Below are 21,897 nucleotides of genomic sequence, written 5' to 3'. Positions count from 1 at the left end.
ACCCGCGACGACGGGCGCGCACCACCCTCGCAGCCGACCCACCAGTACGCCAGATCCGTACCGAGTACGCAGAAGGGGAGGGCCGCTCAGTGTCGGTCTCCATCACTCCGCTCGAGGACCGCATCGTCGTCAAGCCGCTCGACGCGGAGCAGACGACCGCTTCCGGTCTGGTCATCCCGGACACCGCCAAGGAGAAGCCCCAGGAGGGCGAGGTCCTGGCCGTGGGCCCGGGGCGCGTGGACGACAACGGCAACCGCGTGCCCGTCGACGTCGCCGTCGGCGACAAGGTCATCTACTCCAAGTACGGCGGCACCGAGGTCAAGTACGGCGGCGACGAGCTGCTGATCCTCTCGGCGCGCGACGTCCTCGCCAAGGTCGCCAAGTAAGCGGCTGACGGACCACGACGCCCCGGGCGCCCGAGACACCGGGCGCACCCGGGGCGTCTCCCGTTGACGCTCGAAGATCTGGAAGGAACACGCACATGGCCAAGCAGCTCTCGTTCGACGAGGACGCCCGCCGCTCCCTGGAGCGCGGTGTCGACGCCCTCGCCAACGCCGTCAAGGTGACCCTCGGCCCGCGCGGCCGCAACGTCGTCATCGACAAGAAGTGGGGTGCGCCGACGATCACGAACGACGGCGTCACCATCGCCCGCGAGGTCGAGCTCGACGACCCGTTCGAGAACCTCGGCGCGCAGCTCGCCAAGGAGGTCGCCACCAAGACCAACGACGTCGCCGGTGACGGCACCACCACCGCGACCGTCCTGGCCCAGGCCATGGTCCACGAGGGCCTGCGCAACGTCGCGGCCGGCGCGGCCCCCTCGGGCCTCAAGCGCGGCATCGACGCGGCCGTGGAGGCCGTGGGCGACGAGCTGCTCAAGCTCGCCCGCGACGTCGACGGCAAGGGCGACATCGCCCACGTCGCCACCATCTCCGCGCAGGACCCGGCCGTCGGCGAGCTGCTCGCCGACGCGTTCGACAAGGTCGGCAAGGACGGCGTCATCACGGTCGAGGAGTCCTCCACGACCGCGCTGGAGCTGGACTTCACCGAGGGCATGCAGTTCGACAAGGGCTACATCTCGCCCTACTTCGTCACCGACGCCGAGCGCCAGGAGGCGGTGCTGGAGGACGCGTACGTCCTCGTGCACCAGGGCAAGATCTCCACGGTCAGCGAGCTGCTGCCGCTGCTGGAGAAGGTCCTGCAGGCGTCCAAGCCGCTGCTGATCATCGCCGAGGACATCGAGGGCGAGGCCCTGTCCACGCTGGTCGTCAACAAGATCCGCGGCACCTTCAACGCCGTCGCGGTGAAGGCCCCGGGCTTCGGCGACCGCCGCAAGGCGATCCTGGGCGACATCGCCGTCCTCACCGGCGCCCAGGTCGTCGCCGAGGAGGTCGGCCTCAAGCTCGACCAGGTCGACCTGGACGTGCTGGGCACCGCCCGCCGCATCGTCGTCACCAAGGACGACACCACGATCGTCGAGGGCGCCGGCGCGTCCGACGAGGTGGAGGGCCGGGTCGCGCAGATCAAGGCCGAGATCGAGCGCACCGACTCCGACTGGGACCGCGAGAAGCTCCAGGAGCGCCTCGCGAAGCTGGCCGGCGGCGTGGTCGTCATCAAGGTCGGCGCGCACACCGAGGTGGAGCTGAAGGAGAAGAAGCACCGCATCGAGGACGCCGTCTCCGCGACGCGCGCCGCGATCGAGGAGGGCATCGTCGCCGGCGGCGGCAGCGCCCTGACCCACGCGGTGAAGGTGCTCGAGGGCGGTCTGGGCAAGGAGGGCGACGAGGCCACCGGCGTGAAGCTGGTGCACCGCGCCGCCACCGAGCCGCTGCGCTGGATCGCCGAGAACGCCGGTCACGAGGGCTACGTCGTGGTCGAGAAGGTGCGCGGCCTCGAGGTCGGTCACGGCCTGAACGCCGCCACCGGCGAGTACGTGGACCTGCTGGCCGCGGGCGTCATCGACCCGGTGAAGGTGACGCGCTCCGCGCTCGTCAACGCCGCGTCGATCGCGTCGATGGTGCTGACCACCGACACCCTCGTGGTGGACAAGAAGGAGGAGGAGCCGGCGGCTGCCGGCCACGGTCACGGCCACGGCCACTGACCCCTCCCCGCGCACGACGAGAGGCCCGGTCCCTTCGGGGACCGGGCCTCTCGTCGTGTCGTCGTCGTGTCGTCGGGGCGTGCCGCGCACCGCACCACCGTGCGCGGGTGCGCCGTCCGACGCCGGCGGGCCCCCGCCCGTCGGGGGAGCGTCAGCTGGCGATGCGCAGGCCGCGGCGGCGCTCGGCGGCGTAGGCGGCCTCGCGGTCGTCCTCGGTCAGGCCGCCCCACACGCCGTAGGGCTCGCGGACCTTCAGGGCGTGCTTGCGGCACTCCTCGATGACGGGGCAGCCGGCGCACACGGCCTGGGCGGCGGCGTCGCGGTTGCGGCGGGCGGGGCCGCGCTCGCCCTCGGGGTGGAAGAAGAGGTCGGGGTCGGCGTCGCGGCAGGCGCCGATGAGCTGCCACTCCCAGATGTCGGCGACGGGACCGGGGAGGCGGGAGATCTCAGCCATGGTGCGCTCCTTGGGGAGGGTGCGGGTCTTCGGGGGTCATCGCCGGGGCGACGGATCTTGCTGACGAGGTAGGACGCTACAACCGCGTCAGAAGTTGTTCAAGGCCCTCCCGGCAAGTTGTTCAACACTGATTCGAGTGACCTACGTCACCTTGTTCAAGCGGAGTCACCGACAGCTGACCGCCACGTGCACAGCCGGTGAACAACCCTGTGGACGAACCCCCGGCAAGCCCCCGCACCCGCCCCGACCTGCGGTGAACAACGTTGAACAACTTGTGACCGCCTTCCGTGGCCTCCTCCGCCGGGCCGACGGAGGGGTGAGTGGCGGCTCGCGCCGCGGCGCGGGAGGATCCGGGGGTGTCGTCGTCGCCCCAGGGCTCCACCGCGCCCCCGGCCCCGCGCATGACCCTCACCGTCGCCGCGGTGGCGCGCCGGCTCGGGGTCGCCCCGGCCACCCTGCGCACCTGGGACCGCCGCTACGGGCTCGGGCCCTCCGAGCACACCGCCGGCGCCCACCGGCGCTACTCCTCCACCGACCTCGCCCGCCTGGTGGTGATGCGCCGCCTCACGCTGGAGGGCGTGGCCCCCGCTGAGGCCGCCGCCATCGCCGCCACCACGGCCGTCGCCGACGGCGGCTTCGCCCTCGCCAGCGTGTCCACGATCCCCGCCGCGGTCATCGAGGCGGCCGTCACCGACGCCGCCGCCCTGGCCGGCCCGGAGCAGGACGGCCAGGACCCCGCCGCGGCGGACCCCCGCCCCGGGCTGCCCGATCCGGCCGCCGGCGCGGGCGCCGCGTCCGGTGGCGCGATCGGCGGCGAGGACGACGACGAGGACGACGACGAGGGGCCCGGCGCCCCGCGCGGGGCCGCGGGCCGGCCGGCGGCCCCGGCGCACGCGCCCGGCGGGCTGCAGGACTGGGCGGTGCAGAGCCTGGCGGACCGCTTCGCCGAGGAGGTGCGCAACCGCGGTGCCGCCGCCGCGTGGGACGCGGTCCTCGGCCCGGCGCTCGCCACCGACGACGCCGCCCTGCACGAGGCCGTGGCCCGCGCCCTGGCGGTGCTGCCGACCCGCGACGACGAGCGCTCCGTCGTGCTGGCCGGCGCCGACCCCGCGCCCCGCGGGCCGCTGCTGCTGGCCGCCGCGGTCGCCCTGGCCGAGGCGGGCGCGGGTGCCCGCTCGGTCGGCGACGGCGTCCCGGTGCGGGTGCTGGCCGCAGCGGTGCGCCGCGCCCGCCCCCCCGCGGTGCTGCTGCACGCCCATCGAGAGCGCGGCCCCGCGGACGTGGCCGCCCTGGCGGTGCTGCTGGCCGTGCGGCCGGCGCCGCTGCTCGTGCTCAGCGGGCCCGGGTGGCCGAAGGCGGTCGAGGGCTGCGAGCGCGCCACGTCCCTCGCGGACGCCGTGCGCCGCTGCGCGGCCGCCGTGCACGGCTGACCCGGCCCCCGGTGCGCCGGCCGACCTCGCTTGACGCGGGCCCCGCCGACGCGTTAGGGCGCGCTCAGGTGAGGGCCCTCCCGTGCCGATGACTTCGACGTGGCGCGCTCGACGCACGCCGCGACGCCCCACGGACGGGTGCGTCCCACCCGTACAGGGAAGAGGCAAGTGGTGGCTACGGTCCTGGTCTGTGACGACCTCCCGCTGGCCCGGGAGACGATGCGGCGCATGGTCGCCGCGGTCCCGGGCGTGACCCGCGTCGTGGGTGCCGCCTCCGGTGAGGAGGCCCTGACGCGCTGGCCCGTCGAGCGGCCCTCGCTCGTCATCATGGACGTGCGCATGCCGGGGATCGGCGGGGTGGAGGCGGCCCGCCGCCTGCTCGCCCGGCACCCGGAGGCGAACGTCCTCATGGCGACGATGGCCGAGGACGGCGACGGCGTCGCCCGCGCGGTGGCCTCCGGCGCCCGCGGCTACGTCGTCAAGGACGTCTCCCGGGAGGAGCTGGCGACCGCCGTGCTCCAGGCGCTGCAGGACGTCTCCCGCCGCCGCGGCGGCGGCCGCCCCCGCACGGTCCTCTCCGGCCGGGCGCCGGTGCTGACCGAGCGCGAGGGGCAGGTCCTGGTCGGCATGAGCCGGGGCCGCAGCAACGCCGAGATCGGGCGGGAGCTCTTCCTGTCCGAGGACACGGTCAAGACGCACGCGCGGCGGTTGTTCCGCAAGCTCGAGGCGGCGGACCGGGCGCAGGCGGTGGCTGTGGGATTCCGCTGGGGTCTCGTACGGTAGGCGCGTGGGCCCTGGGGGCGACGAGACCGGTGGACCGGCCGGGGTGGACGCCGCGCGGCGCGTCCGTCCCGGTGCTGCCTCCGCGACCGGTGTCGTCCCCGGCGGTGTCGAGGTGCGCACCACGCCGGCCCTGCTGCACGGCGGTGCCGGCCCGGACGTCCCCGAGGTGCTGCGCGACCCCGACGGTGACGCGGACGTCACCGGTGATGACGGTGCGGAACCAGGTGTAACGGCGAGTGCCCCTCGCCCGATGAGCAGAGTGGATGCCGGGGGGCTCCAGGACCTGGCGGCGCGCGCCCTGACGGGGGAGCAGGGCGCCGTCGCCGACCTCCTGGCAGCGGTTCGCCGCCTCGTCCACCGCTACTGCCGGGCCAGGCTCGGGCGCATGCCCGGGGCTGATCACGCCGCCGAGGACGCGGCACAGGAGGTCTGCATCGCCGTGCTGACGGCACTGCCCCGCTACAAGGACACCGGGCGCCCGTTCGAGGCGTTCGTGTACCGCATCGCGGCGAACAAGGTCGCCGACGCGCAGCGGGCCGCCTACCGGGCCCCCGTGCCCACCGACGAGGTCCCCGACTCCGCCGCTCCCGGGCCCGGCCCGGAGCAGCTGGCCCTGGACGCCTTCGACTCGGAGACGGTCGGGCGGCTCCTGGACACCCTGCCGCCGAAGCTGCGGGAGATCCTCACGCTGCGCGTGGGGGCGGGCATGTCCGCCGAGGAGACCGGTCGCGCCCTGGACATGACGGCGGGAGCGGTGCGCGTCGCGCAGCACCGCGCGATGCAGAAGCTGCGCAAGGCCGCGCTGGCCGACGACTCGCTGCGGGTGACGTCGTGAGCGCCGGGACCGGCCGCGGCGACCGCGGGCACCTGCGCGGCGGCCCGGAGGGGCTGCCCACGGTGCCGGACCTGCTGGCCACCGACGCCCTGCTGGACCGCCTGGGGGCGCACCGCGCCACCGAGGGCGACCTGGACGACGCCGTGGCGCGCCTGCTGGACGCCTACGCCCAGCACGCCGACCCGGAGACCGCCGGAGCGCGGCAGGTGGACCTGCCGTTGCCCGTCGTGGTCCCGGGCGTGCCCACCGCCCCCGCGGGGGCGGACGAGGCCGGGCCGCGCGTGCTGCTGGCGCGGCGCCGCACCCTCGAGCGCCTGGGCCGGGGCACGGCCGCGGCGTGCGCGGTGCTGGCCCTGCTCGGCGGCACGGCCGCTGCGGCCGCGACGAGCGGCGGCTCGGCGGCCTCGTCCGCCGACCAGGTCGCCAGCCCGGTCGTCGCCGGCAAGCCCGACTGGTTCCCCGAGAGCGTCTGGGAGGTGCTGGGCGGCACGGTCGAGCAGCGCGTGGAGCGGCAGCTGGCGCAGGCGCGCGCCGCCGCGTCCTCCGGCGCGCACGAGGAGGCCGTGGAACGCGTCGGCCGCGTCCTGACGAGCCTGCGCGCCGCCGAGGGCGACACGCCGCTGGTGCGGTCGGTGCAGGACACCCTGCAGGAGCTCCGCCAGCAGGCCGCGGCGCAGGGACCCGCGGTCGCCGCGCCGCCCACCGCGACCGCGAACCCGGGGACGCTGCCCCGCCTGGTCGCCGACTCGACCCCCACGGTGGAGGGCTCCCCGCGCTGGGTGGCGCCGATGGCGCCCCCGGTGAGCGCGACGCCGTCGGCGCCGTCGGCGCCATCGACCCCGTCGGCGCCCTCGGCGCCGGTGCCCTCGGCGCCGGTGCCCTCGACGCCGTCGGCCCCCGGCGGTACCGCCACGCCCACCGGCACCCCCAGCGGCGCCCCCGCCCCGCGCCCCTCGTCGGGCCCGAGCGCCCCGAGCGCCCCGAGCACCTCGGTCCCGAGCGGCCCGGCCCCCTCCACGGGCGTGCCCACCGCGCCCGGTGCGCCCCCGGCCGAGCCGTCCCCGGACGTGCCGGGCGAGCCGACGAGCATCCCCCCGCAGCCCTCGGACCCGGCCGAGCCGCCAGCGGGTGGGCCGAGCGCCCCCGCGGGCGGCGGTGCCCCCGACGGTCCCGGGGGCACGGACGCGCCGTCCGCCCCGGCGGAGTCCCCCGCCCCGGCGGAGCCCCCCGCCCCGGTGGAGCCCCCCGCCCCGGTGGAGCCCCCCGCCCCGGTGGAGCCCTCCGTCCCGGACGCGGCCACGGGCGAGCCGGCCGCGCCGTCCCCGGACGGGGGTCCCGGGCAGGTCCCGGCCGGCGGCGAGCCGGCCCCGGACGCCACGGGTCCCGCCGCTCCCACGGCGCCCGCCGACCCCACCGACCCCGTCGGTGGCGACCCGGCCAACCCGCCGCCGGCCCAGGAGCCCTCGCCGGAGCCGTCGCCCGAAGCGGGGGTCCTGCCGTCGCCGGAGCCCGCGCCGGTGCCGTCGCCCGCCCCGGTGCCCTCGTCGGAGCCCGCGCCGGTGCCGTCGCCCGCCCCGGTGCCGTCGCCGGAGCCCGCGCCGGTGCCTGCGCCCGAGGCGGGGCCGACGCCGGGGCCCGCCGGGGAGGAGGCGGCCCCGGGCGCGCCCGCCGCTGCGCCGGGGGAGGCCGCGCAGTCGTCCGGGCAGGGCTGAGCGAGCCGTAGCATCGAGGGGTGAGCGCGCAGACCCCCGCCGGTGCCCCGACCCCCCTCCCCGCTCCCGACCACCCCGGCCACGACCCCTTCGGCTTCGTGGGCCTGACGTACGACGACGTCCTGCTCCTGCCGGGCGAGTCCGACGTGATCCCCTCGGAGGCGGACCCCTCCAGCCGCGTCTCCAAGCGGGTGACGTTGCGGGTGCCGCTGCTGAGCTCGGCGATGGACACCGTCACCGAGGCCCGGATGGCGATCGCGATGGCCCGCCAGGGCGGCCTGGGCGTGCTGCACCGCAACCTGTCCGCCGACGAGCAGGCCGACCAGGTCGACATCGTCAAGCGCTCCGAGTCGGGCATGGTGACGCGTCCGGTGACGACGTCGCCGGACGCGACCCTGGCCGACGTCGACGAGCTGTGCGGGCGGTACCGCATCTCCGGCGTGCCGGTGGTCGACGCCGACGGCGTCCTGCTGGGCATCGTCACCAACCGCGACCTGCGCTTCGAGAGCGACTTCTCCCGCTCGGTGCACGAGGTCATGACCCCGATGCCGCTGGTGACGGCGCCGGTGGGCATCAACGCCGCCGACGCCGAGCAGCTGCTGCGCAAGCACAAGATCGAGAAGCTGCCGATCGTCGACGAGCGGAACCGCCTCACCGGCCTCATCACGGTGAAGGACTACGTCAAGAACGAGCAGTACCCGCTGGCGACGAAGGACGACTCGGGCCGGCTGCGGGTGGCCGCGGCGATCGGCATCTTCGAGGACGCCTGGAAGCGCGGCATGCAGCTCGTCGACGCGGGCGTGGACGTGCTCGTGGTGGACATGGCGCACGGGCACTCCCGCGCCGTGCTGGAGATGATCTCCCGCCTGAAGGCCGACAGCGCTGCCGCGCACGTCGACGTCGTCGGCGGCAACGTCGCCACCCGCGCCGCGGCGCAGGCGCTGGTGGACGCCGGCGTGGACGGCATCAAGGTGGGCGTGGGGCCCGGGTCCATCTGCACCACCCGCGTCGTCTCCGGCGTGGGCGTGCCGCAGGTGACGGCCATCCACGAGGCGGCGAAGGCCGCGCGCCCGGCGGGCGTGCCGCTCATCGGCGACGGCGGCCTGGCGTACTCCGGCGACATCGCCAAGGCGCTGGTGGCGGGTGCGGACACGGTGATGCTCGGCTCGCTGCTGGCCGGGTGCGACGAGAGCCCCGGTGACCTGGTCTTCATCAACGGCAAGCAGTTCAAGAGCTACCGCGGCATGGGGTCGCTGGGGGCGCAGCAGACCCGGCAGGGCGGTCGCTCGTTCTCCAAGGACCGCTACTTCCAGAACGACGTCGCCTCCGACGATCGCTTCGTGCCCGAGGGCGTGGAGGGCCAGGTGCCGTACCGCGGCCCGCTGGCCGCGGTCGCGCACCAACTGGTCGGCGGCCTGCGGCAGTCGATGTTCTACGCCGGCGCCCGCACCGTGCCGGAGCTGCAGCGCGTGGGTCGCTTCGTCCGCATCACCCCGGCGGGGCTGAAGGAGTCGCACCCGCACGACATCCAGATGACGGTCGAGGCGCCCAACTACTCCCGCGGTCGCTGAGGAGCGGCGCCTCCTGGACCCCGCGGGTGCCGCGCGCTGCTCCCGCGGTCGCTGACGGCGCGGCACCCGCCCCGCCGCCGCGGGAGGGGCGGGCGCCGGGCAGCCGGTAGCCTGTCGGGGTGTACGAGATCGAGATCGGCCGCGGCAAGCGGGGTCGTCGCGCCTACAGCTTCGACGACGTGGCGATCGTCCCCAGCCGCCGCACGCGCGACCCCGAGGACGTCTCCACGGATTGGCAGATCGACGCATACCACTTCTCCCTGCCGGTGCTGAGCGCGCCGATGGACTCGGTGGCCTCGCCGGCGACGGCCGTGGCCATCGGCCGGCTCGGCGGCCTGGGCGTGCTGGACCTCGAGGGCCTGTGGACGCGCTACGAGGACCCGGAGCCGCTGCTGGCGGAGATCGCCGCGCTGGACCCGGCGGTCGCGGTGCGGCGCATGCAGGAGATCTACGCCGAGCCGGTCAAGGCTGAGCTGATTACCGCACGGCTGGCGCAGGTGCGCGCCGCCGGGGTGACCGTCGCCGGGGCCCTGTCGCCGCAGCGCACCCAGGAGTTCTGGAAGGTCGTCGTCGACGCGGGCGTGGACCTGTTCGTCATCCGCGGCACCACCGTCTCCGCCGAGCACGTCTCCGGTCGCAGCGAGCCGCTGAACCTCAAGCGGTTCATCTACGAGCTGGACGTGCCGGTCGTGGTGGGCGGTGCCGCGACGTACACGGCGTCCCTGCACCTGATGCGCACCGGCGCCGCGGGCGTCCTCGTCGGCTTCGGCGGGGGAGCGGCGCACACCACCCGCCGCACCCTGGGCATCCACGCCCCGATGGCGAGCGCGGTGGCGGACGTGGCGGCGGCCCGGCGCGACTACATGGACGAGTCCGGCGGCCGCTACGTGCACGTCATCGCCGACGGCGGTGTCGGCACCTCCGGCGACATCGTCAAGGCGGTCGCGTGCGGGGCGGACGCGGTGATGCTGGGTGCGGCGCTGGCGCGCGCGACGGAGGCCCCGGGCCGCGGCTGGCACTGGGGTCCGGAGGCGCACCACTCGGTGCTGCCGCGCGGTGAGCGGGTCCACGTGGGCACGGTGGCGCCGCTGGCGGAGATCCTCGAAGGCCCCGGCCGCGTGGCCGACGGCACCACGAACCTCGTCGGTGCGCTGCGCCGCTCGATGGCGACGACGGGCTACTCCGACCTGAAGGAGTTCCAGCGCGTCGAGGTCGTCGTCTCCCCCTACCAGCCGGCGTGAGCGGGCGCCCGGTGGCGGTCTGGACGCCGGACGAGCTCGGTCCGCAGGACGGTCGCACCGTCCTGGTGACGGGCGCGAACTCCGGCCTGGGGTTCCACGTGGCCGTGGAGTTCGCCCGCCGCGGCGCGGACGTGCTGCTGGCCTGCCGGGACACCGGCCGGGGTGAGGCGGCCCTGGAGCGGTTGCGCGCGGACGTCGCCGACTCGGGCGTGCAGGCGTCCGCGGAGCTGGTGGCGCTGGACGTGGCGGACCTGGCGAGCGTGCGCCGCGCGGCGGCGGACGTCGCCGGCCGGCGCGCGAGCGTGGACGTCCTGGTGAACAACGCCGGGGTCATGGCGCCGCCGTTCGCCCGCACCGCGGACGGGTTCGAGCTGCAGGTCGGCACGAACCACCTGGGGCACTTCGCGCTGACGGGGCTGCTGCTGCCGCTGCTGCTCGCCGGCGACGGTGCGCGGGTCGTCAGCGTGGCGAGCGTGGCGCACCGGTTCGGCGCGCTGGACCGCGAGAACTACCTCAGCGAGCGCTCCTACTCGCGCTGGCACGCGTACGGGCAGTCGAAGCTGTCGAACCTGCTGTTCGGGCTCGAGCTGCAGCGGCGCGCCGCGGCGGCGGGGGCGCCGCTGGTCTCGACGACCGCCCACCCGGGGATCTCGGACACGAACCTGTGGAAGGCGACGCCGCTGGCGGCGGACAGCCGCGTGGGCGGTGCGCTGGGCCGGGCGCTGGGCCGCCTGGTGGGGCACCCGCCGGCTCAGGGGGCGTGGCCGCTGCTGCGCGCGGCGGGCGATGCGGCCGCCACCGGCGGGGAGTTCTTCGGCCCCGACGGGGTCGGCGGCTGGAAGGGTTTCCCGGTGCTGGAGCGGGCGTCCGCGGCGGCGTACGACACCGCGGACGCGGCCTGGTTGTGGGCGCGCTCGGCGGAGTGGACGGGCGTGGCGTTCGAGGAGCTCACCGCGCGCTGACGGTCCCCACTCGTCCGCGACGGTGCGGTGGCCCCGGGGGCTGGGTGCACCCGCCCCCGGGGACGACCGGTCAGTCGATGAGGGACGGCGCCAGGTCGGGCGCGGACTTCGTCCCGCGGGTGGCGTACACGTCGTCCACGACGCCCGCGCTGCCGCCGCCGCGCCGGGTGGTCTCGGCCGCGGCGAGCATCAGCGGGGTGCGGCCCTCGGGCGTGGGCAGGAACTCCACCGCCGTGGCGGCGCCGATCTCGGCGGTCTCGCTGAAGGCGTGGCCGAGGGCGGTGAGCTCCGCCCCGTGCGCCTGCAGGAACGCCGGCTCGGCGTTCACGGTCGCCGTGTTGCGCGGCGTGGCCCGCGGCGCGGCGATGGCCTCGTCGAGCTGCATGTTCGCGTCGACCCGGTTCACGAGGGTCTGCAGGACGGTCGTGATGATGGTGCTGCCGCCGGGGGAGCCGAGCGCCATGAGGGGCTCGCCGTCGTTCAGCACGATGGTGGGGGCCATGCTGCTGCGCGGGCGCTTGCCGGGGGCGGGCAGGTTGGGTTCGGGCTGCGTGAGGTCGGCGGGCGCGAACGTGAAGTCGGTGAGCTCGTTGTTGAGCAGGAAGCCGCGGCCCGGCACCGTGATGCCGCTGCCGCCGGTCTGCTCGATCGTCAGCGTGTAGCTGGCGATGTTCCCCTCGGCGTCGGCCACGGTCAGGTGGGTCGTGGACACCCCCGCCGCGGTGTCCTGCACGCTCGCGCCGTCGGTGGCGGCGCAGGGGGCGTACTCGCCGTCCGGTACCCCGGCCGGGACCGGCTTGGGCGCCGCGGCGGTGGGGTCGATCTCGCAGGCGCGTTCGGACGCGAAGCCCTCCGAGAGCAGCTCCTCGACGGGGACCTGGCTGTAGGCGGGGTCGCCGACGTAGGCGTTGCGGTCGGCGAAGGCGAGCGCACCGGCTTCGAGGTAGTGGTGGAGCCGGTCGGCCTCGGGCATCGAGGCCAGGCCGTACTGGTCGAGGATGTTCAGGGCCTCGCCGACGGTGGTGCCGCCGCTGGAGGGGGGCGCCATGCCGTAGACCTCCAGGCCGCGGTACTCCACCGCGGTGGCCTCGCGCAGCGGGGCGTCGTAGGCGGCGAGGTCGGCCGCGGTGAGCAGACCGTCGTAGGCCTCCGGCGCCCCCTCGGCCTCCTGCGGGTCCTGCGCGGTCGCCGCGATCTCATCGGCGAGGCGACCGTCGTAGAAGGAGTCCACGCCCCGCACGGCGAGCTGCCGGTAGGTGCGGGCGAGGTCGGGGTTGCGGAAGACGGACCCCACCTCGGGCAGTTCCCCGCCGGGCAGGAACAGCTCCGCCGTGGCGGGGAACAGCCGGAACCGCTCCTCGTTCTCGGCGGTCTGCTGCCGGAACGTCTCGTCGACGGTGAACCCGTCGCGGGCCAGGGCGGTGGGCCCGGCGAGCACGTCGCGCAGCGACTTGGTGCCGAACTCCTCCAGGGCCCGTTCCCACGTGCGCGGCGTTCCCGGGGTGCCCACGGACAGGCCGCTGTTCACGGCGTCGCGGAAGGGCAGGGGCTCGCCGTCCTCGTCGAGGAAGGCGGTGGCACCCATGGCCATCGGGGCGGTCTCCCGGCCGTCGATGGTGGAGACCTCACCGCTCTCGGCGTCGTAGTAGACGAAGAACCCGCCGCCGCCGACGCCGGCGGAGTAGGGCTCGGTGACGCCGAGCGCGGCGGCGGCGGCCACGGCCGCGTCGGCGGCGTTGCCGCCGTCGGCGAGGACGTCGAGGCCGATGCGGGTGGCGTCGGGGTCGACGGTGGCGACGGCGCCACCCGTGCCGACGGCGAGGGGCACCTTCTCGGCGGTGGGGGCGGCGGTGGGGGCGGCGGTGGCCGGGCCGGCGACGGCGACCCCGGCGGTCAGGCCGACGAGCGCGAGGAGGGAGGTGCGGCGACGGTGCGGCATGCGTGCTCCAGGCGGGGGGTGGGACCGCGGACGGCGCCATCCAATACCCCTGCGCGGCGCCGGCGCAAGGATCCCGACACGCACGGTGAGGACCCGGCGGTCCCGCGCTCCTGAGCTCCCGCGTCACGCAGTGTTGATGATCACGTGATCTGCACGAAACACAGCACCGCCAGGGTTCGGGTGTCCCCCTCACCGGGGGTGATCCCCCTGTGTCCTCTCGAGGAGAACCGTGCCCGTTTCCCGCAGGAACTTCCTCCGTGGTGTCGGCGCCACCGGCGGCGCCGGGGCCATGTTCGGCGCCATGGGCGCCTTGGGCCTGGCCCCGCTGGCGTCGGCCGCCGAGAACGCCGCGTTCACCCCGCCGCGCGCGTCCGACTTCACCCTCACCGGCCGCTCAGCCCGCAGCGTCCTGGTGCTGGGTGCCGGCATCGCGGGCCTGACCACCGCGTACGAGCTCGGCAAGGCCGGGTACCGGGTCACCCTGCTCGAGGGCCGCCACCGCCCCGGCGGCCGGAACTGGACGGTCCGCGGGGGTGACACGGAGACGGACCTGAACGGCGAGACGCAGCGGGTGAGGTTCGCCGAGGGCCAGTACATGAACGCCGGCCCCGCGCGCATCCCGCAGCACCACGTCACCCTGGACTACTGCCGCGAGCTGGGCGTCGCGATCGAGCCGTTCGTGAACCAGAACGCCGACGCGTTGCTGTACTACACCGGCGACACGGCGATCTCCAACACCCCGGTGAAGCACCGCGCCGCCAAGGCGGACGTGTACGGGTACGTCTCGGAACTGCTGTCGAAGGCCACGAACGCGGGTGCGCTGGACGGTGAGCTCAGCGCCTCCGACAAGGAGGCCCTCATCGAGTTCCTGCGCGACTTCGGCGACCTGGGGAACTCCACCGGGGACCCGGCCGCGGCGGACCTCTACCTCGGTGGCAGCGGCCGCCGCGGCTTCGACGTCGAACCCGGGGCCGGCCTGGAGGCCGGCTCCGTCACGCCGGCCCCCGGCCTGCACGACGTCCTCGCCAGCGGCATCGGCCGCGAGTTCACCTTCGAGTTCGGCTGGGACCAGGCGATGATGATGTTCCAGCCCGTCGGGGGCATGGACCGCATCGCGTACGCGCTGGAGAGGGCCGTCGGTCCGGGGAGGATCCGCTACGGCGCGGAGGTCACCGGGATCCGCACCACCCCCGCCGGCGGGGAGGTCGACTACGTCGACGCCCGCGGCGTCCCGCGCACCGCGAGCGCGGACTTCGTCGTCAACACCATCCCCCCGCACATCGCCGCGCGCATCCCGCACAACCTCGGCCCCGGCGTCACCACGGCGCTGCAGGCGGCGAAGCCGGCACCCACCGGGAAGATCGGTCTGGAGTACTCCCGCCGCTGGTGGGAGGACGACATGCGCATCTACGGCGGCATCACCAACACCGACCTGGACCTGGCGCACGTCTGGTACCCGTCGTCGGGTTTCCACACCGAGCGCGGCGTCGTCGTCGGCTACTACAACTACGGGCAGGCCGCCCTGGAGTACCAGGCGCTGCCGCACGCGCAGCGCCGTGCACGGGCCGTGCGCAACGGCGCCCTCATCCACGGCGACGTGTACGGGAAGGACATCGCGTCCTCGTTCTCCGTCTCGTGGGCCGCGACGAAGTACAGCGAGGGCGGCTGGGTGGGCTGGGAGGACCAGGCCGGGCCCGACTACGCGACGCTGCTCGCCCCGCAGGGCAACGTCTACTTCGCCGGCGACCACCTCTCCCACGCCATCGCCTGGCAGCACGGCGCGATGACCTCCGCCCGCGCCGCCGTCACCGCGCTGCACCAGCGCGTCATGAGCAGCTGAACCACCGAACCGGAGGAACCCGAGTGAAGAAGAACCTGTCCCGCCGGCCGCTGGCCGTGGGCGTCAGTGCGCTGCTCCTCGTCGGCCTGGGCGCCGGCGCCGGTGTCGCCGCCGCCCGCGGCGGGACTCCCGCACCGGGAACGGTCGAGGTGGCGCTGCCCCTGGGTGAGACCAACCCGTTCATCGCGAACGGTGTCGGCATCGGCCCGGGCACCGCGATCTACAAGTCCAGCGGGATCGGTCCGTCCGCTGCGAACCCCGACGCCGCGCCGGGCACCCCGGACGCGTACGTGGACCTCGCCTCCTTCGGCGGTGCGCTGCCGGAGGGCGTGACGCTCACCGAGGCGCAGGGCCTGAACGCCCTGGCGGCGATCGGGGAGAACCTCGCCGCGCAGGGCCTGAGCTTCGACGACGTCGTCACCATGCGAGTGTTCCTCGCCAACGAGGAGGGCACCGAGACGGCCGACTTCGCCGGCTGGAACCGCGCGTACCGGCAGTACTTCGCCAACGTCGACCTGGAGACGAACGAGGCGGTCGACGTGCCGATGGGCACCGCCGCACCCGCGCCGCCGCTGTTCGAGAACCCCGCCCGGCCGTCGCGCTCGGCGCTGGAGGTCGCCTCCCTGCCGGTGGCCGGTTGGCTCGTGGAGATCGAGGTGGACGCGGTCTACCCGGAGCAGCCGTTCGCGAAGGGCGAGAAGCACTGACGCGCCTCTGACGCGCCTCTGACACGGCGGCCGCGGCGGGACCCCGGGGGTTCCGCCGCGGCNCCGCCGCGCGCCCCGGCCGCGGCCGGCGGTCACCCGCCCTTCGACTGGTTGAAGCGCAGCATGTTGCCGGCAGGGTCGCGGAAGGCGCAGTCGCGCACGCCGTACGGCTGGTCCACCGGTTCCTGGAGCACCTCCCCGCCGGCGGCGCGCACCCGCTCGAAGGTGGCGTCGCAGTCGTCGGTCCGGAAGATGACCCCGCGGAGCATGCCCTTCGCGAGCAGTTCCGCGGCGGCCCGCCGGTCGTCGGCGGACGCGTTCGGGTCCGCCAGGGGCGGTTCGAGCACGATCTCCACGTCCGGCTGGGCGGTGGAGCCGACGGTCGTCCAGCGCATCCCCTCGAACTCGACGTCGTTGCGCACCTCCAGGCCGAGGGCGTCGCGGTAGAAGGCGAGAGCCGCCTCGTGGTCGTCGACGGCGATGAAGCACTGCGAGAGCGTGATGTCCATGCGCTTCACGCTAGGGGCGCGTCCGCGTCCCGGGCTTCTCCGTTCCTGACCGGTCGCGTCCTGACCGGCCGCGTGCGCACCCTGGCCACGCAGGGCGGCACGGCGGCGCTCTCGTCGTGGTGGCGCGCCCGGTACGCGCTGGGGCTCTCGCCGACCAGTTCGGTGAACCGCGAGCTGAACGAGCCCAGCGACGTGCAGCCGACCGCCAGGCACACCTCCGTCACCGTCAGGTCGCCGCGCCGCAGCAGCGCCTTCGCGCGTTCCACCCGCCGCGTCATCAGGTAGCCGTACGGCGTCTCCCCGAAGGCGGCCCGGAAGCTGCGCGAGAAGTGGCCGGGCGACATCAGGGCGGCGCGAGCCAGCGCCGGGACGTCGAGCGGCTGCGCGTGCTCCCGGTCGATCAGGTCGCGCACCCGCCGCAGCCGGACGAGGTCCTCCAGCGTCACGCGACCACCGTGCCACGGCCCCCGCGCCGCGGGTAGGGGTGCGGGGGCCGTGGCACGGCACCGGCCCCCGCGGGGGTGCGTGCCTCAGCCGCCGTGCCAGCTGCGCCACAACCGCGCGTACGGCCCGTCGGCGTCCACCAGTTCGTCGTGCGTGCCGAGTTCCGTGATGCGCCCGCCCTCCACGACGGCGATGCGGTCGGCGTCGTGGGCGGTGTGCAGGCGGTGGGCGATGGCGACGGTGGTGCGCCCGTCCAGGACCGCCGCCAGCGAGCGCTCGGTGTGCCGGGCCGCGTTCGGGTCCAGCAGCGAGGTCGCCTCGTCGAGCACGAGGGTGTGCGGGTCCGCCAGCACCAGGCGCGCCAGCGCCACCTGCTGCGCCTGCGAGGCGGACAGCTCCACCCCGTTCTCGCCGACCTGCGTGGCCAGGCCCTCGGGCAGCGCCCGCACCCAGCCGAGCGCGTCCACCGCTTCCAGCGCCGCCTCCACCGCGGTGTCGTCGGCGTCCGGCGCGGGCAGCGCGACGTTGTCGCGCAGGGAGGCGCTGAACACGTGCCGCTCCTGGGTGACGAGCGCGACCTGGCGGCGCATCTCGTCCAGGGGCAGTCCGGTCACCTCGGCGCCGCCGACGCGCACCGACCCGCTGGTGGGCGGGGCGATGCCGGCGATGAGCCGGCCCAGGGTGGACTTGCCGGCGCCGGTGGGGCCGACGACGGCGAGGCGCTCGCCGGGTTCCAGGGTGAGCGAGACGTCGTGCAGCACGGGCCGGCCGGGGGCGTACTCGTAGCCGACGCGCTCGGCCCGCACGTCGTCGGAGCGGGCCTCCTCGCCGGTCTCGGTGCGGTCCGGCGGCACGGTCGCCAGGCCGACGACCCGCGCGAACGACGCCTGCCCCACCTGCAGCTCGTCCCACCAGATGAGCAGCTCGTTGACGGGACCGACGAGCTGCCGCAGGTACAGCACGACGGCGGCGACCTCACCGGCGGAGGCGAGGTCGTGGCGGACGAGGAACCCGCCCCACACCAGCGCCACCACCACCGGCAGCAGGTACGACATCTCGATGGTGGGGAACCACGTGGTGCGCAGCCGCAGCGTGTACGACTCGCGCCGCACGGTCTCGCCGATGACGCGGTCCAGCAGCCCCACCCGGTGCTCGGCCAGGCCCAGCGCCTCCACGGTGCGCGTGTTCTCCACGTTCTCGCCGAGGGTCGTGGAGATGCGGCCCCACCAGGCGCGCTCGGCGGCGTACCCGGCGGGCGCGCGGCGCAGGTACCAGCGGGTCCCGACGAGCAGGCCGGGCAGGCCGGCGAGGATCGCCAGCGCCACCAGCGGCCCGGCGAGGAACGCGGCGGCGACGGTGAACGCGGTGGTGACGGCGGCCACGAGGATCGCCGGCGCGCCGTAGCGCACGGTGTAGCTGAGCGACTCGACGTCGTTGGTGGTGCGGGAGACGAGGTCGCCGGTGCCGGCCTGCTCGACGACCGACAGCGGCAGCCGGGTGGCGCGGGCGAGGAACTCCTCGCGCAGCTCGGCGAACACCTCCTCCGACAGCGACAGCGACCGGTACCGCGCCACCCGCGCCAGCAGGGCCTGCGCGACGACGGCGGCGGCGAGCAGCGCGACGGTGCGGTCCACGTCCGCCAGGGCGGCCGCCGCGTCGCCGCCGCGCGCGGCGGCCACGACGCGGTCCACGAGGCTCCCCAGCAGCCACGGGCCGGCGAGGCCGACGAGGGCGGCGGCCGAGTGCAGCACCAGCATCACCGCGCCCGGGCGGCGGTGCCGGCGCACCAGGCGCTCGACGTCGCGCAGCACCTGGGTGCGGTCGGCGACCGGCAGGGTGGTGCGCTCGTCGAGCAGGGGGTCGGTGCCCTCGTCGGTCGTGCTCTCGGTGGTGCTCACTCAGGTCTCCTGACCGGGCAGCGGGGCGGGCACGGGGCGGCGGGCGGTGGGCTGCGCCGGCACCCCGCCCGCGGTGGGCGCGCCGTGGGCGTCGCCCTCCCCACCGGCGTCGCGGGTGACGAAGCGGCGGTACGCGGGGTCGGCCAGCAGGTCGGCGTGCCGGCCGCTGGCGACGAGGCGCCCGCCGCGCAGCCAGTGCACCGTGTCGGCGTGCGGTGCCACGAGCGGGCTGCCGCTGGCCACGAGCGTGGTGCGCCCGGCGCGGGCGGCGCGCAGGCGGGCGGCGATGCGCGCCTCGGTGTGGGCGTCGACAGCGCTGGTGGGCTCGACCAGCACCAGCACCTCGGGGTCGCGCAGCAGCGCGCGGGCCAGCGCCAGGCGCTGGCGCTGGCCGCCGGACAGCGAGCGGCCCCGCTCGGTGACGACGCCGCGCAGCCCGCCGTCGACGAGGTCGACGATCCCGGTGGCGTCGGCGACCTCCATCGCGGCGAGCACCTGCGCGTCGCCGTGCGCGCCCTCGGGGTCGACCTGCTCGCGCAGGGTGCCGCTGAACAGCTGCGCGTCGTCCTCGGCGAGCAGGACCCTGCGGCGCACCTCCGCGACGGGCACCCGCCGCAGCGGCACCCCGCCGAGGGCCACGCCCTCGTCACCGGACCCGGCGGGGTCGCCGGAGTCGTCGAAGCGGGCCAGGCGCCGGCCCAGCGGCGCGGCCAGCTCCGGGGGGTCGCTGACGACGACGGTCAGCTCGCCGGGGGCGGCGACGACGCCGGAGACCGGGTCGGCCAGCGGCCCCGCCGGCGGGTGCTCCGGCCGGGCCGGCTCGGTCAGCAGCGGCGGCACCTCCAGCAGCGTCACCAGCCGGCGGGCGGCGACGAGGGCGCGCGCGTACTTGTCGGCGGCCTCCACGAGCATCCGCAGCGGGGAGGTGAGGAACGCGGCGTAGCCGTAGAGGGCGACGAGCTCACCGGGGCTGATCTCCCCGCGCACGGTGGCGCGCGCCCCCGCCCACACCAGGGCGGCGACGAGGAGGCCGGGCACGAGGACCTGCAGGGCCTCCAGGCCGGACTCCCACGCGGCCACCCGTACGCCGGCGGCCCGCACCTGCTGGCTCTTGTCGCGGTAGCGGGTCAGGAACACCTCCTCGCCGCCGACGCCGCGCAGGATGCGCAGGCCCCGCACGGTGTCGGTGCCGAGGGTGGTCAGCTGCCCGCTCAGCTCGCGCTGGTGCTGCTGCCGCGCCTTCAGCGGTCGCAGCAGCACCAGCAGCACCACCAGCACGGCGGGGATGCCGAGCAGCACGACCAGGCCCAGCGGCACGGAGGTGCGCAGCACGAGGAGCGCGACGACGGCCACGGCGAGCACGGACGCCACCGCGCGCTGCGTGACGTCGAAGGCGTCGCCCACGCGCGGGCCGTCGGAGGAGGTGCTGGCCAGCACCTCGCCCTGCGGCAGGCGCCCGGTGACGGCGGTGCCGGCGCGGGCGGTGTGCCGGCCGACCTGCTGCAGCGTGCGGAAGCACGCCGTCAGCCAGTTCGTGACGGCGTAGCGGTGCCGCAGCACCGCGGCGACGGTGGTGACGAGCGCCAGCGCCAGCACGACGCCGGCCCAGCGCAGCAGGGCGGCGTCGTCACCGGCCAGGACGCCCTCGTCGAGGGCCTTGCCGACGGCGGCCGGCAGGACGGCCTGCGCGAGCATCCACGCGCAGCCGAAGGCGGTGCCGATCGCCATGGAGCGCCGCTGCTGCGCGGCCGTGCGCAGCAGCAGGCGCAGGGGGGAGCGGACGTCGGGGGTACCGGGGTCTTTCAGGGGGAGGTCCCGCACGTGGATCGACGGTAATCGCTGTCCGTGACGGGTTCCACGGGTTTGAGCGGTGCTACCGGCGTGGTCCCGGCCGCTCCACCGACCCCGTGCCCGTCTCGTACCGCCAGCGCGCCCCGGACCGCCGGGCACCGTTCTCCAGCCGGGCCAGCGCGCACCGCAGGCCCGGCGAGGAGTTCCGCACGGCGCTGGTGTCGACGACGAGTCGCCGCTGCGCGCGGCGGCGCGCAGCTGCCGCACCACCTCGGCGAGCGCGGCGCCGGTCGGGTCGGGCGGCAGGCGCACGACCACCGGTGCGGCCGGGTTCACGGGACCCGCAGGTTCTCGAGCCCCGTCGCCGCGCGCACGCGGCCGGTGAGGGCGCGGGCCAGCAGGTGGCACGCGAGCGCGACCGCGGCGCCGCCGACCAGCGCTGCGAGCAGGGGTGCCAGACCGCCCGGTGAGGACGTCGCGAGGAGCGCGATCCCCAGGGGCAGCCCACCGAGCAGGGTGCCGGCGACCACGGGAGGCACGGCGCTGCGCACCAGGCACCGCGCCTGCACCGCGACGAGGGTGCGCAGCGGCGTCCCCAGCGCCGCGGTGGAGGCCACGGCCCTGCGGGTGCCGGCGAGGTGGTCGGTCAGGCCCAGCAGCAGGCTCGCGAGCGCCACCGCGGCCGCGACGGCGCCGACGGCCGCGGCGAGCCCGGCCCCGCTGAGGTAGAAGGTGAGCCGCTCGGAGTCGTACTCGGTGCCGCCGCGGGGCGGGAACAGCAGGGACCCGGCCATCGCCGAGGTGTACCCGAACGAGAGTCCGCAGACGAACAGCACGGCGCTGGTGCCGGTGGCCGCGGCCAGGCCGCCCCGACGCTGCGCAGCGGCCAGGAGCGCGACGGCGGTGCCCCCGCGCGCCCGCGGCCGGGGCCCGGTGAACACCGAGCGGCGCGTCGCCGCACGGACGGCCAGCAGGACGAGCGCCGCGCCCACCGCGAGCGGCACGACGCCCAGCGGCAGCCACCACCAGCCACCGGCCACCAGGACGAGGCCGAGGGCGAGCAGGCCGGCGACGTGCGCGCGCGACGGCGCGTTCGAGGTCGCGGGGGCGGCGTCCAGCGGGCCGCGGCGGTGCGCGGCTCCCGGCGTGAGAGCGCCCAGCGCCGCCCCACCCCAGCGCAGCAGGAGCACCAGCACGGGCCACGCGACGAGCAGTTCAGCTTGCAGGCGCGGCAGCAGGCGCGCACCGGGCGGCAGGGCCGGGTGGAGCAGGACCCACAGCACCAGGTAGGCGGGAGCGACCCAGAAACCACCCCGCGTGAAGGCCGCGGCGGTGCGCGCGGCCCGCAGCCGCCGCAGGTCGGCCGGCGCCGCCCCGGCCAGGGAGAGCTGCCGCTCCCGGCGCTGTTCGAGGACCCCTCCCACGCGCAGCGCCTGCACGGCCAGCGCCAGGAACGGCGTGGCGAGCAGGACCGCGGCGATCGCGGTGCCCGGCCGCAGACCGGGCTCGGCGAGGAACGGCGCCAGGCCGCCGACGGGCTCACGGCCCACCTCGACCACCTGCCTGCCGTCCGCGTCCCGGTAGTAGCTGGTGACGCCGCTCAGGACGGTGTCGTGGACGGTGAGCACGGCCACCGCCACCAGCAGCGCCACCCCGATCCCCGCGGCGGCCGCTGTCGTGGTG

At 75.9% G+C, this 21,897-nt stretch carries 17 protein-coding genes and 1 pseudogene; 11 read left to right on the top strand and 7 right to left on the bottom strand.

Annotated elements, in window-relative coordinates; genetic code table 11:
* The first annotated feature begins 89 nt into the window (after positions 1 to 89).
* Positions 90 to 386 (top strand): co-chaperone GroES, encoded by a 297-nt coding sequence (gene groES / locus MN205_RS09695; RefSeq protein WP_012084928.1) that lies wholly within the window; start codon positions 90 to 92, stop codon positions 384 to 386.
* Between the two features lie 95 nt (positions 387 to 481).
* Positions 482 to 2,098: a chaperonin GroEL gene (gene groL / locus MN205_RS09690; RefSeq protein ID WP_242126691.1), complete on the top strand. Its 1,617-nt coding sequence runs from the start codon at positions 482 to 484 to the stop codon at positions 2,096 to 2,098.
* Positions 2,099 to 2,249: 151 nt separating this feature from the next.
* On the opposite strand, the gene MN205_RS09685 is transcribed toward groL, so the two are convergent.
* Complete coding sequence (locus MN205_RS09685; protein ID WP_242126689.1) at positions 2,250 to 2,552, bottom strand: WhiB family transcriptional regulator; 303 nt, start codon at positions 2,550 to 2,552, stop codon at positions 2,250 to 2,252.
* 401 nt (positions 2,553 to 2,953) lie between these two features.
* On the opposite strand from MN205_RS09685, the gene MN205_RS09680 reads away from it, so the two are divergent.
* The 7 genes from MN205_RS09680 to MN205_RS09650 all read left to right on the top strand — a co-directional run bounded on the left by MN205_RS09680 (position 2,954) and on the right by MN205_RS09650 (position 11,086).
* Positions 2,954 to 3,982 carry a MerR family transcriptional regulator gene (locus MN205_RS09680; RefSeq protein WP_255818815.1) on the top strand — a complete coding sequence of 343 codons (1,029 nt, stop codon included), beginning with the start codon at positions 2,954 to 2,956 and terminating at the stop codon, positions 3,980 to 3,982.
* 171 nt (positions 3,983 to 4,153) lie between these two features.
* Positions 4,154 to 4,765: a response regulator transcription factor gene (locus MN205_RS09675; protein ID WP_242126685.1), complete on the top strand. Its 612-nt coding sequence runs from the start codon at positions 4,154 to 4,156 to the stop codon at positions 4,763 to 4,765.
* Between the two features lie 4 nt (positions 4,766 to 4,769).
* Positions 4,770 to 5,600, top strand: a complete 831-nt coding sequence (gene shbA, locus MN205_RS09670) for an RNA polymerase sigma factor ShbA (protein ID WP_242126683.1) — start codon at positions 4,770 to 4,772, stop codon at positions 5,598 to 5,600.
* Positions 5,597 to 7,312, top strand: a complete 1,716-nt coding sequence (locus MN205_RS09665) for a hypothetical protein (RefSeq protein WP_242126681.1) — start codon at positions 5,597 to 5,599, stop codon at positions 7,310 to 7,312. The genes shbA and MN205_RS09665 overlap by 4 nt, the downstream gene beginning before the upstream one ends.
* 20 nt (positions 7,313 to 7,332) lie before the next feature.
* A complete protein-coding gene (gene guaB / locus MN205_RS09660) occupies positions 7,333 to 8,883 on the top strand; it encodes an IMP dehydrogenase (RefSeq protein ID WP_374115900.1) in 1,551 nt (516 codons plus the stop codon).
* A gap of 119 nt (positions 8,884 to 9,002) precedes the next feature.
* Complete coding sequence (locus MN205_RS09655) at positions 9,003 to 10,124, top strand: GuaB3 family IMP dehydrogenase-related protein (protein ID WP_242126680.1); 1,122 nt, start codon at positions 9,003 to 9,005, stop codon at positions 10,122 to 10,124.
* Positions 10,121 to 11,086: an oxidoreductase gene (locus tag MN205_RS09650; RefSeq protein WP_242126678.1), complete on the top strand. Its 966-nt coding sequence runs from the start codon at positions 10,121 to 10,123 to the stop codon at positions 11,084 to 11,086. The genes MN205_RS09655 and MN205_RS09650 overlap by 4 nt, the downstream gene beginning before the upstream one ends.
* 70 nt (positions 11,087 to 11,156) lie before the next feature.
* Here MN205_RS09650 and ggt read toward each other — a convergent pair whose 3' ends face one another.
* Positions 11,157 to 13,025 (bottom strand): gamma-glutamyltransferase, encoded by a 1,869-nt coding sequence (gene ggt, locus MN205_RS09645; protein WP_242126676.1) that lies wholly within the window; start codon positions 13,023 to 13,025, stop codon positions 11,157 to 11,159.
* Positions 13,026 to 13,254: 229 nt separating this feature from the next.
* Between ggt and MN205_RS09640 the strand changes: the two genes are divergently transcribed.
* Both MN205_RS09640 and MN205_RS09635 read left to right on the top strand, forming a co-directional pair.
* The gene (locus tag MN205_RS09640; protein WP_242126674.1) at positions 13,255 to 14,865 is read left to right on the top strand and encodes a flavin monoamine oxidase family protein; all 1,611 of its coding nucleotides are present in this window, start codon (positions 13,255 to 13,257) and stop codon (positions 14,863 to 14,865) included.
* 23 nt (positions 14,866 to 14,888) lie between these two features.
* The gene (locus MN205_RS09635) at positions 14,889 to 15,572 is read left to right on the top strand and encodes a Rid family hydrolase (RefSeq protein ID WP_242126672.1); all 684 of its coding nucleotides are present in this window, start codon (positions 14,889 to 14,891) and stop codon (positions 15,570 to 15,572) included.
* Between the two features lie 92 nt (positions 15,573 to 15,664).
* Here MN205_RS09635 and MN205_RS09630 read toward each other — a convergent pair whose 3' ends face one another.
* The 5 genes and pseudogenes from MN205_RS09630 to MN205_RS09610 all read right to left on the bottom strand — a co-directional run.
* Positions 15,665 to 16,081, bottom strand: a complete 417-nt coding sequence (locus tag MN205_RS09630) for a VOC family protein (RefSeq protein WP_242126670.1) — start codon at positions 16,079 to 16,081, stop codon at positions 15,665 to 15,667.
* Between the two features lie 5 nt (positions 16,082 to 16,086).
* Complete coding sequence (locus tag MN205_RS09625; protein WP_242126668.1) at positions 16,087 to 16,527, bottom strand: helix-turn-helix transcriptional regulator; 441 nt, start codon at positions 16,525 to 16,527, stop codon at positions 16,087 to 16,089.
* A gap of 84 nt (positions 16,528 to 16,611) precedes the next feature.
* Complete coding sequence (locus tag MN205_RS09620; RefSeq protein WP_242126666.1) at positions 16,612 to 18,423, bottom strand: ABC transporter ATP-binding protein; 1,812 nt, start codon at positions 18,421 to 18,423, stop codon at positions 16,612 to 16,614.
* Positions 18,424 to 20,244: an ABC transporter ATP-binding protein gene (locus tag MN205_RS09615; RefSeq protein ID WP_242126664.1), complete on the bottom strand. Its 1,821-nt coding sequence runs from the start codon at positions 20,242 to 20,244 to the stop codon at positions 18,424 to 18,426.
* Between the two features lie 302 nt (positions 20,245 to 20,546).
* Positions 20,547 to 21,897 (bottom strand): annotated as a pseudogene (locus tag MN205_RS09610) (hypothetical protein); the annotation flags it as partial.

The organism is Kineococcus sp. TRM81007, assembly GCF_022669155.1.
GTDB lineage: Bacteria > Actinomycetota > Actinomycetes > Actinomycetales > Kineococcaceae > Kineococcus.
The sequence above is the reverse complement of the archived record's forward strand: the minus strand, read 5'-3'. Positions and strand labels throughout refer to the sequence as shown.

Excerpts from the sequence above, each read along its gene's own strand:
- groL (WP_242126691.1), top strand. The coding sequence starts at position 482 with ATGGCCAAGCAGCTCTCGTTCGACGAGGACGCCCGCCGCTCCCTGGAG.
- MN205_RS09685 (WP_242126689.1), bottom strand. The coding sequence starts at position 2,552 with ATGGCTGAGATCTCCCGCCTCCCCGGTCCCGTCGCCGACATCTGGGAG.
- MN205_RS09680 (WP_255818815.1), top strand. The coding sequence starts at position 2,954 with ATGACCCTCACCGTCGCCGCGGTGGCGCGCCGGCTCGGGGTCGCCCCG.
- ggt (WP_242126676.1), bottom strand. The coding sequence starts at position 13,025 with ATGCCGCACCGTCGCCGCACCTCCCTCCTCGCGCTCGTCGGCCTGACC.
- MN205_RS09630 (WP_242126670.1), bottom strand. The coding sequence starts at position 16,081 with ATGGACATCACGCTCTCGCAGTGCTTCATCGCCGTCGACGACCACGAG.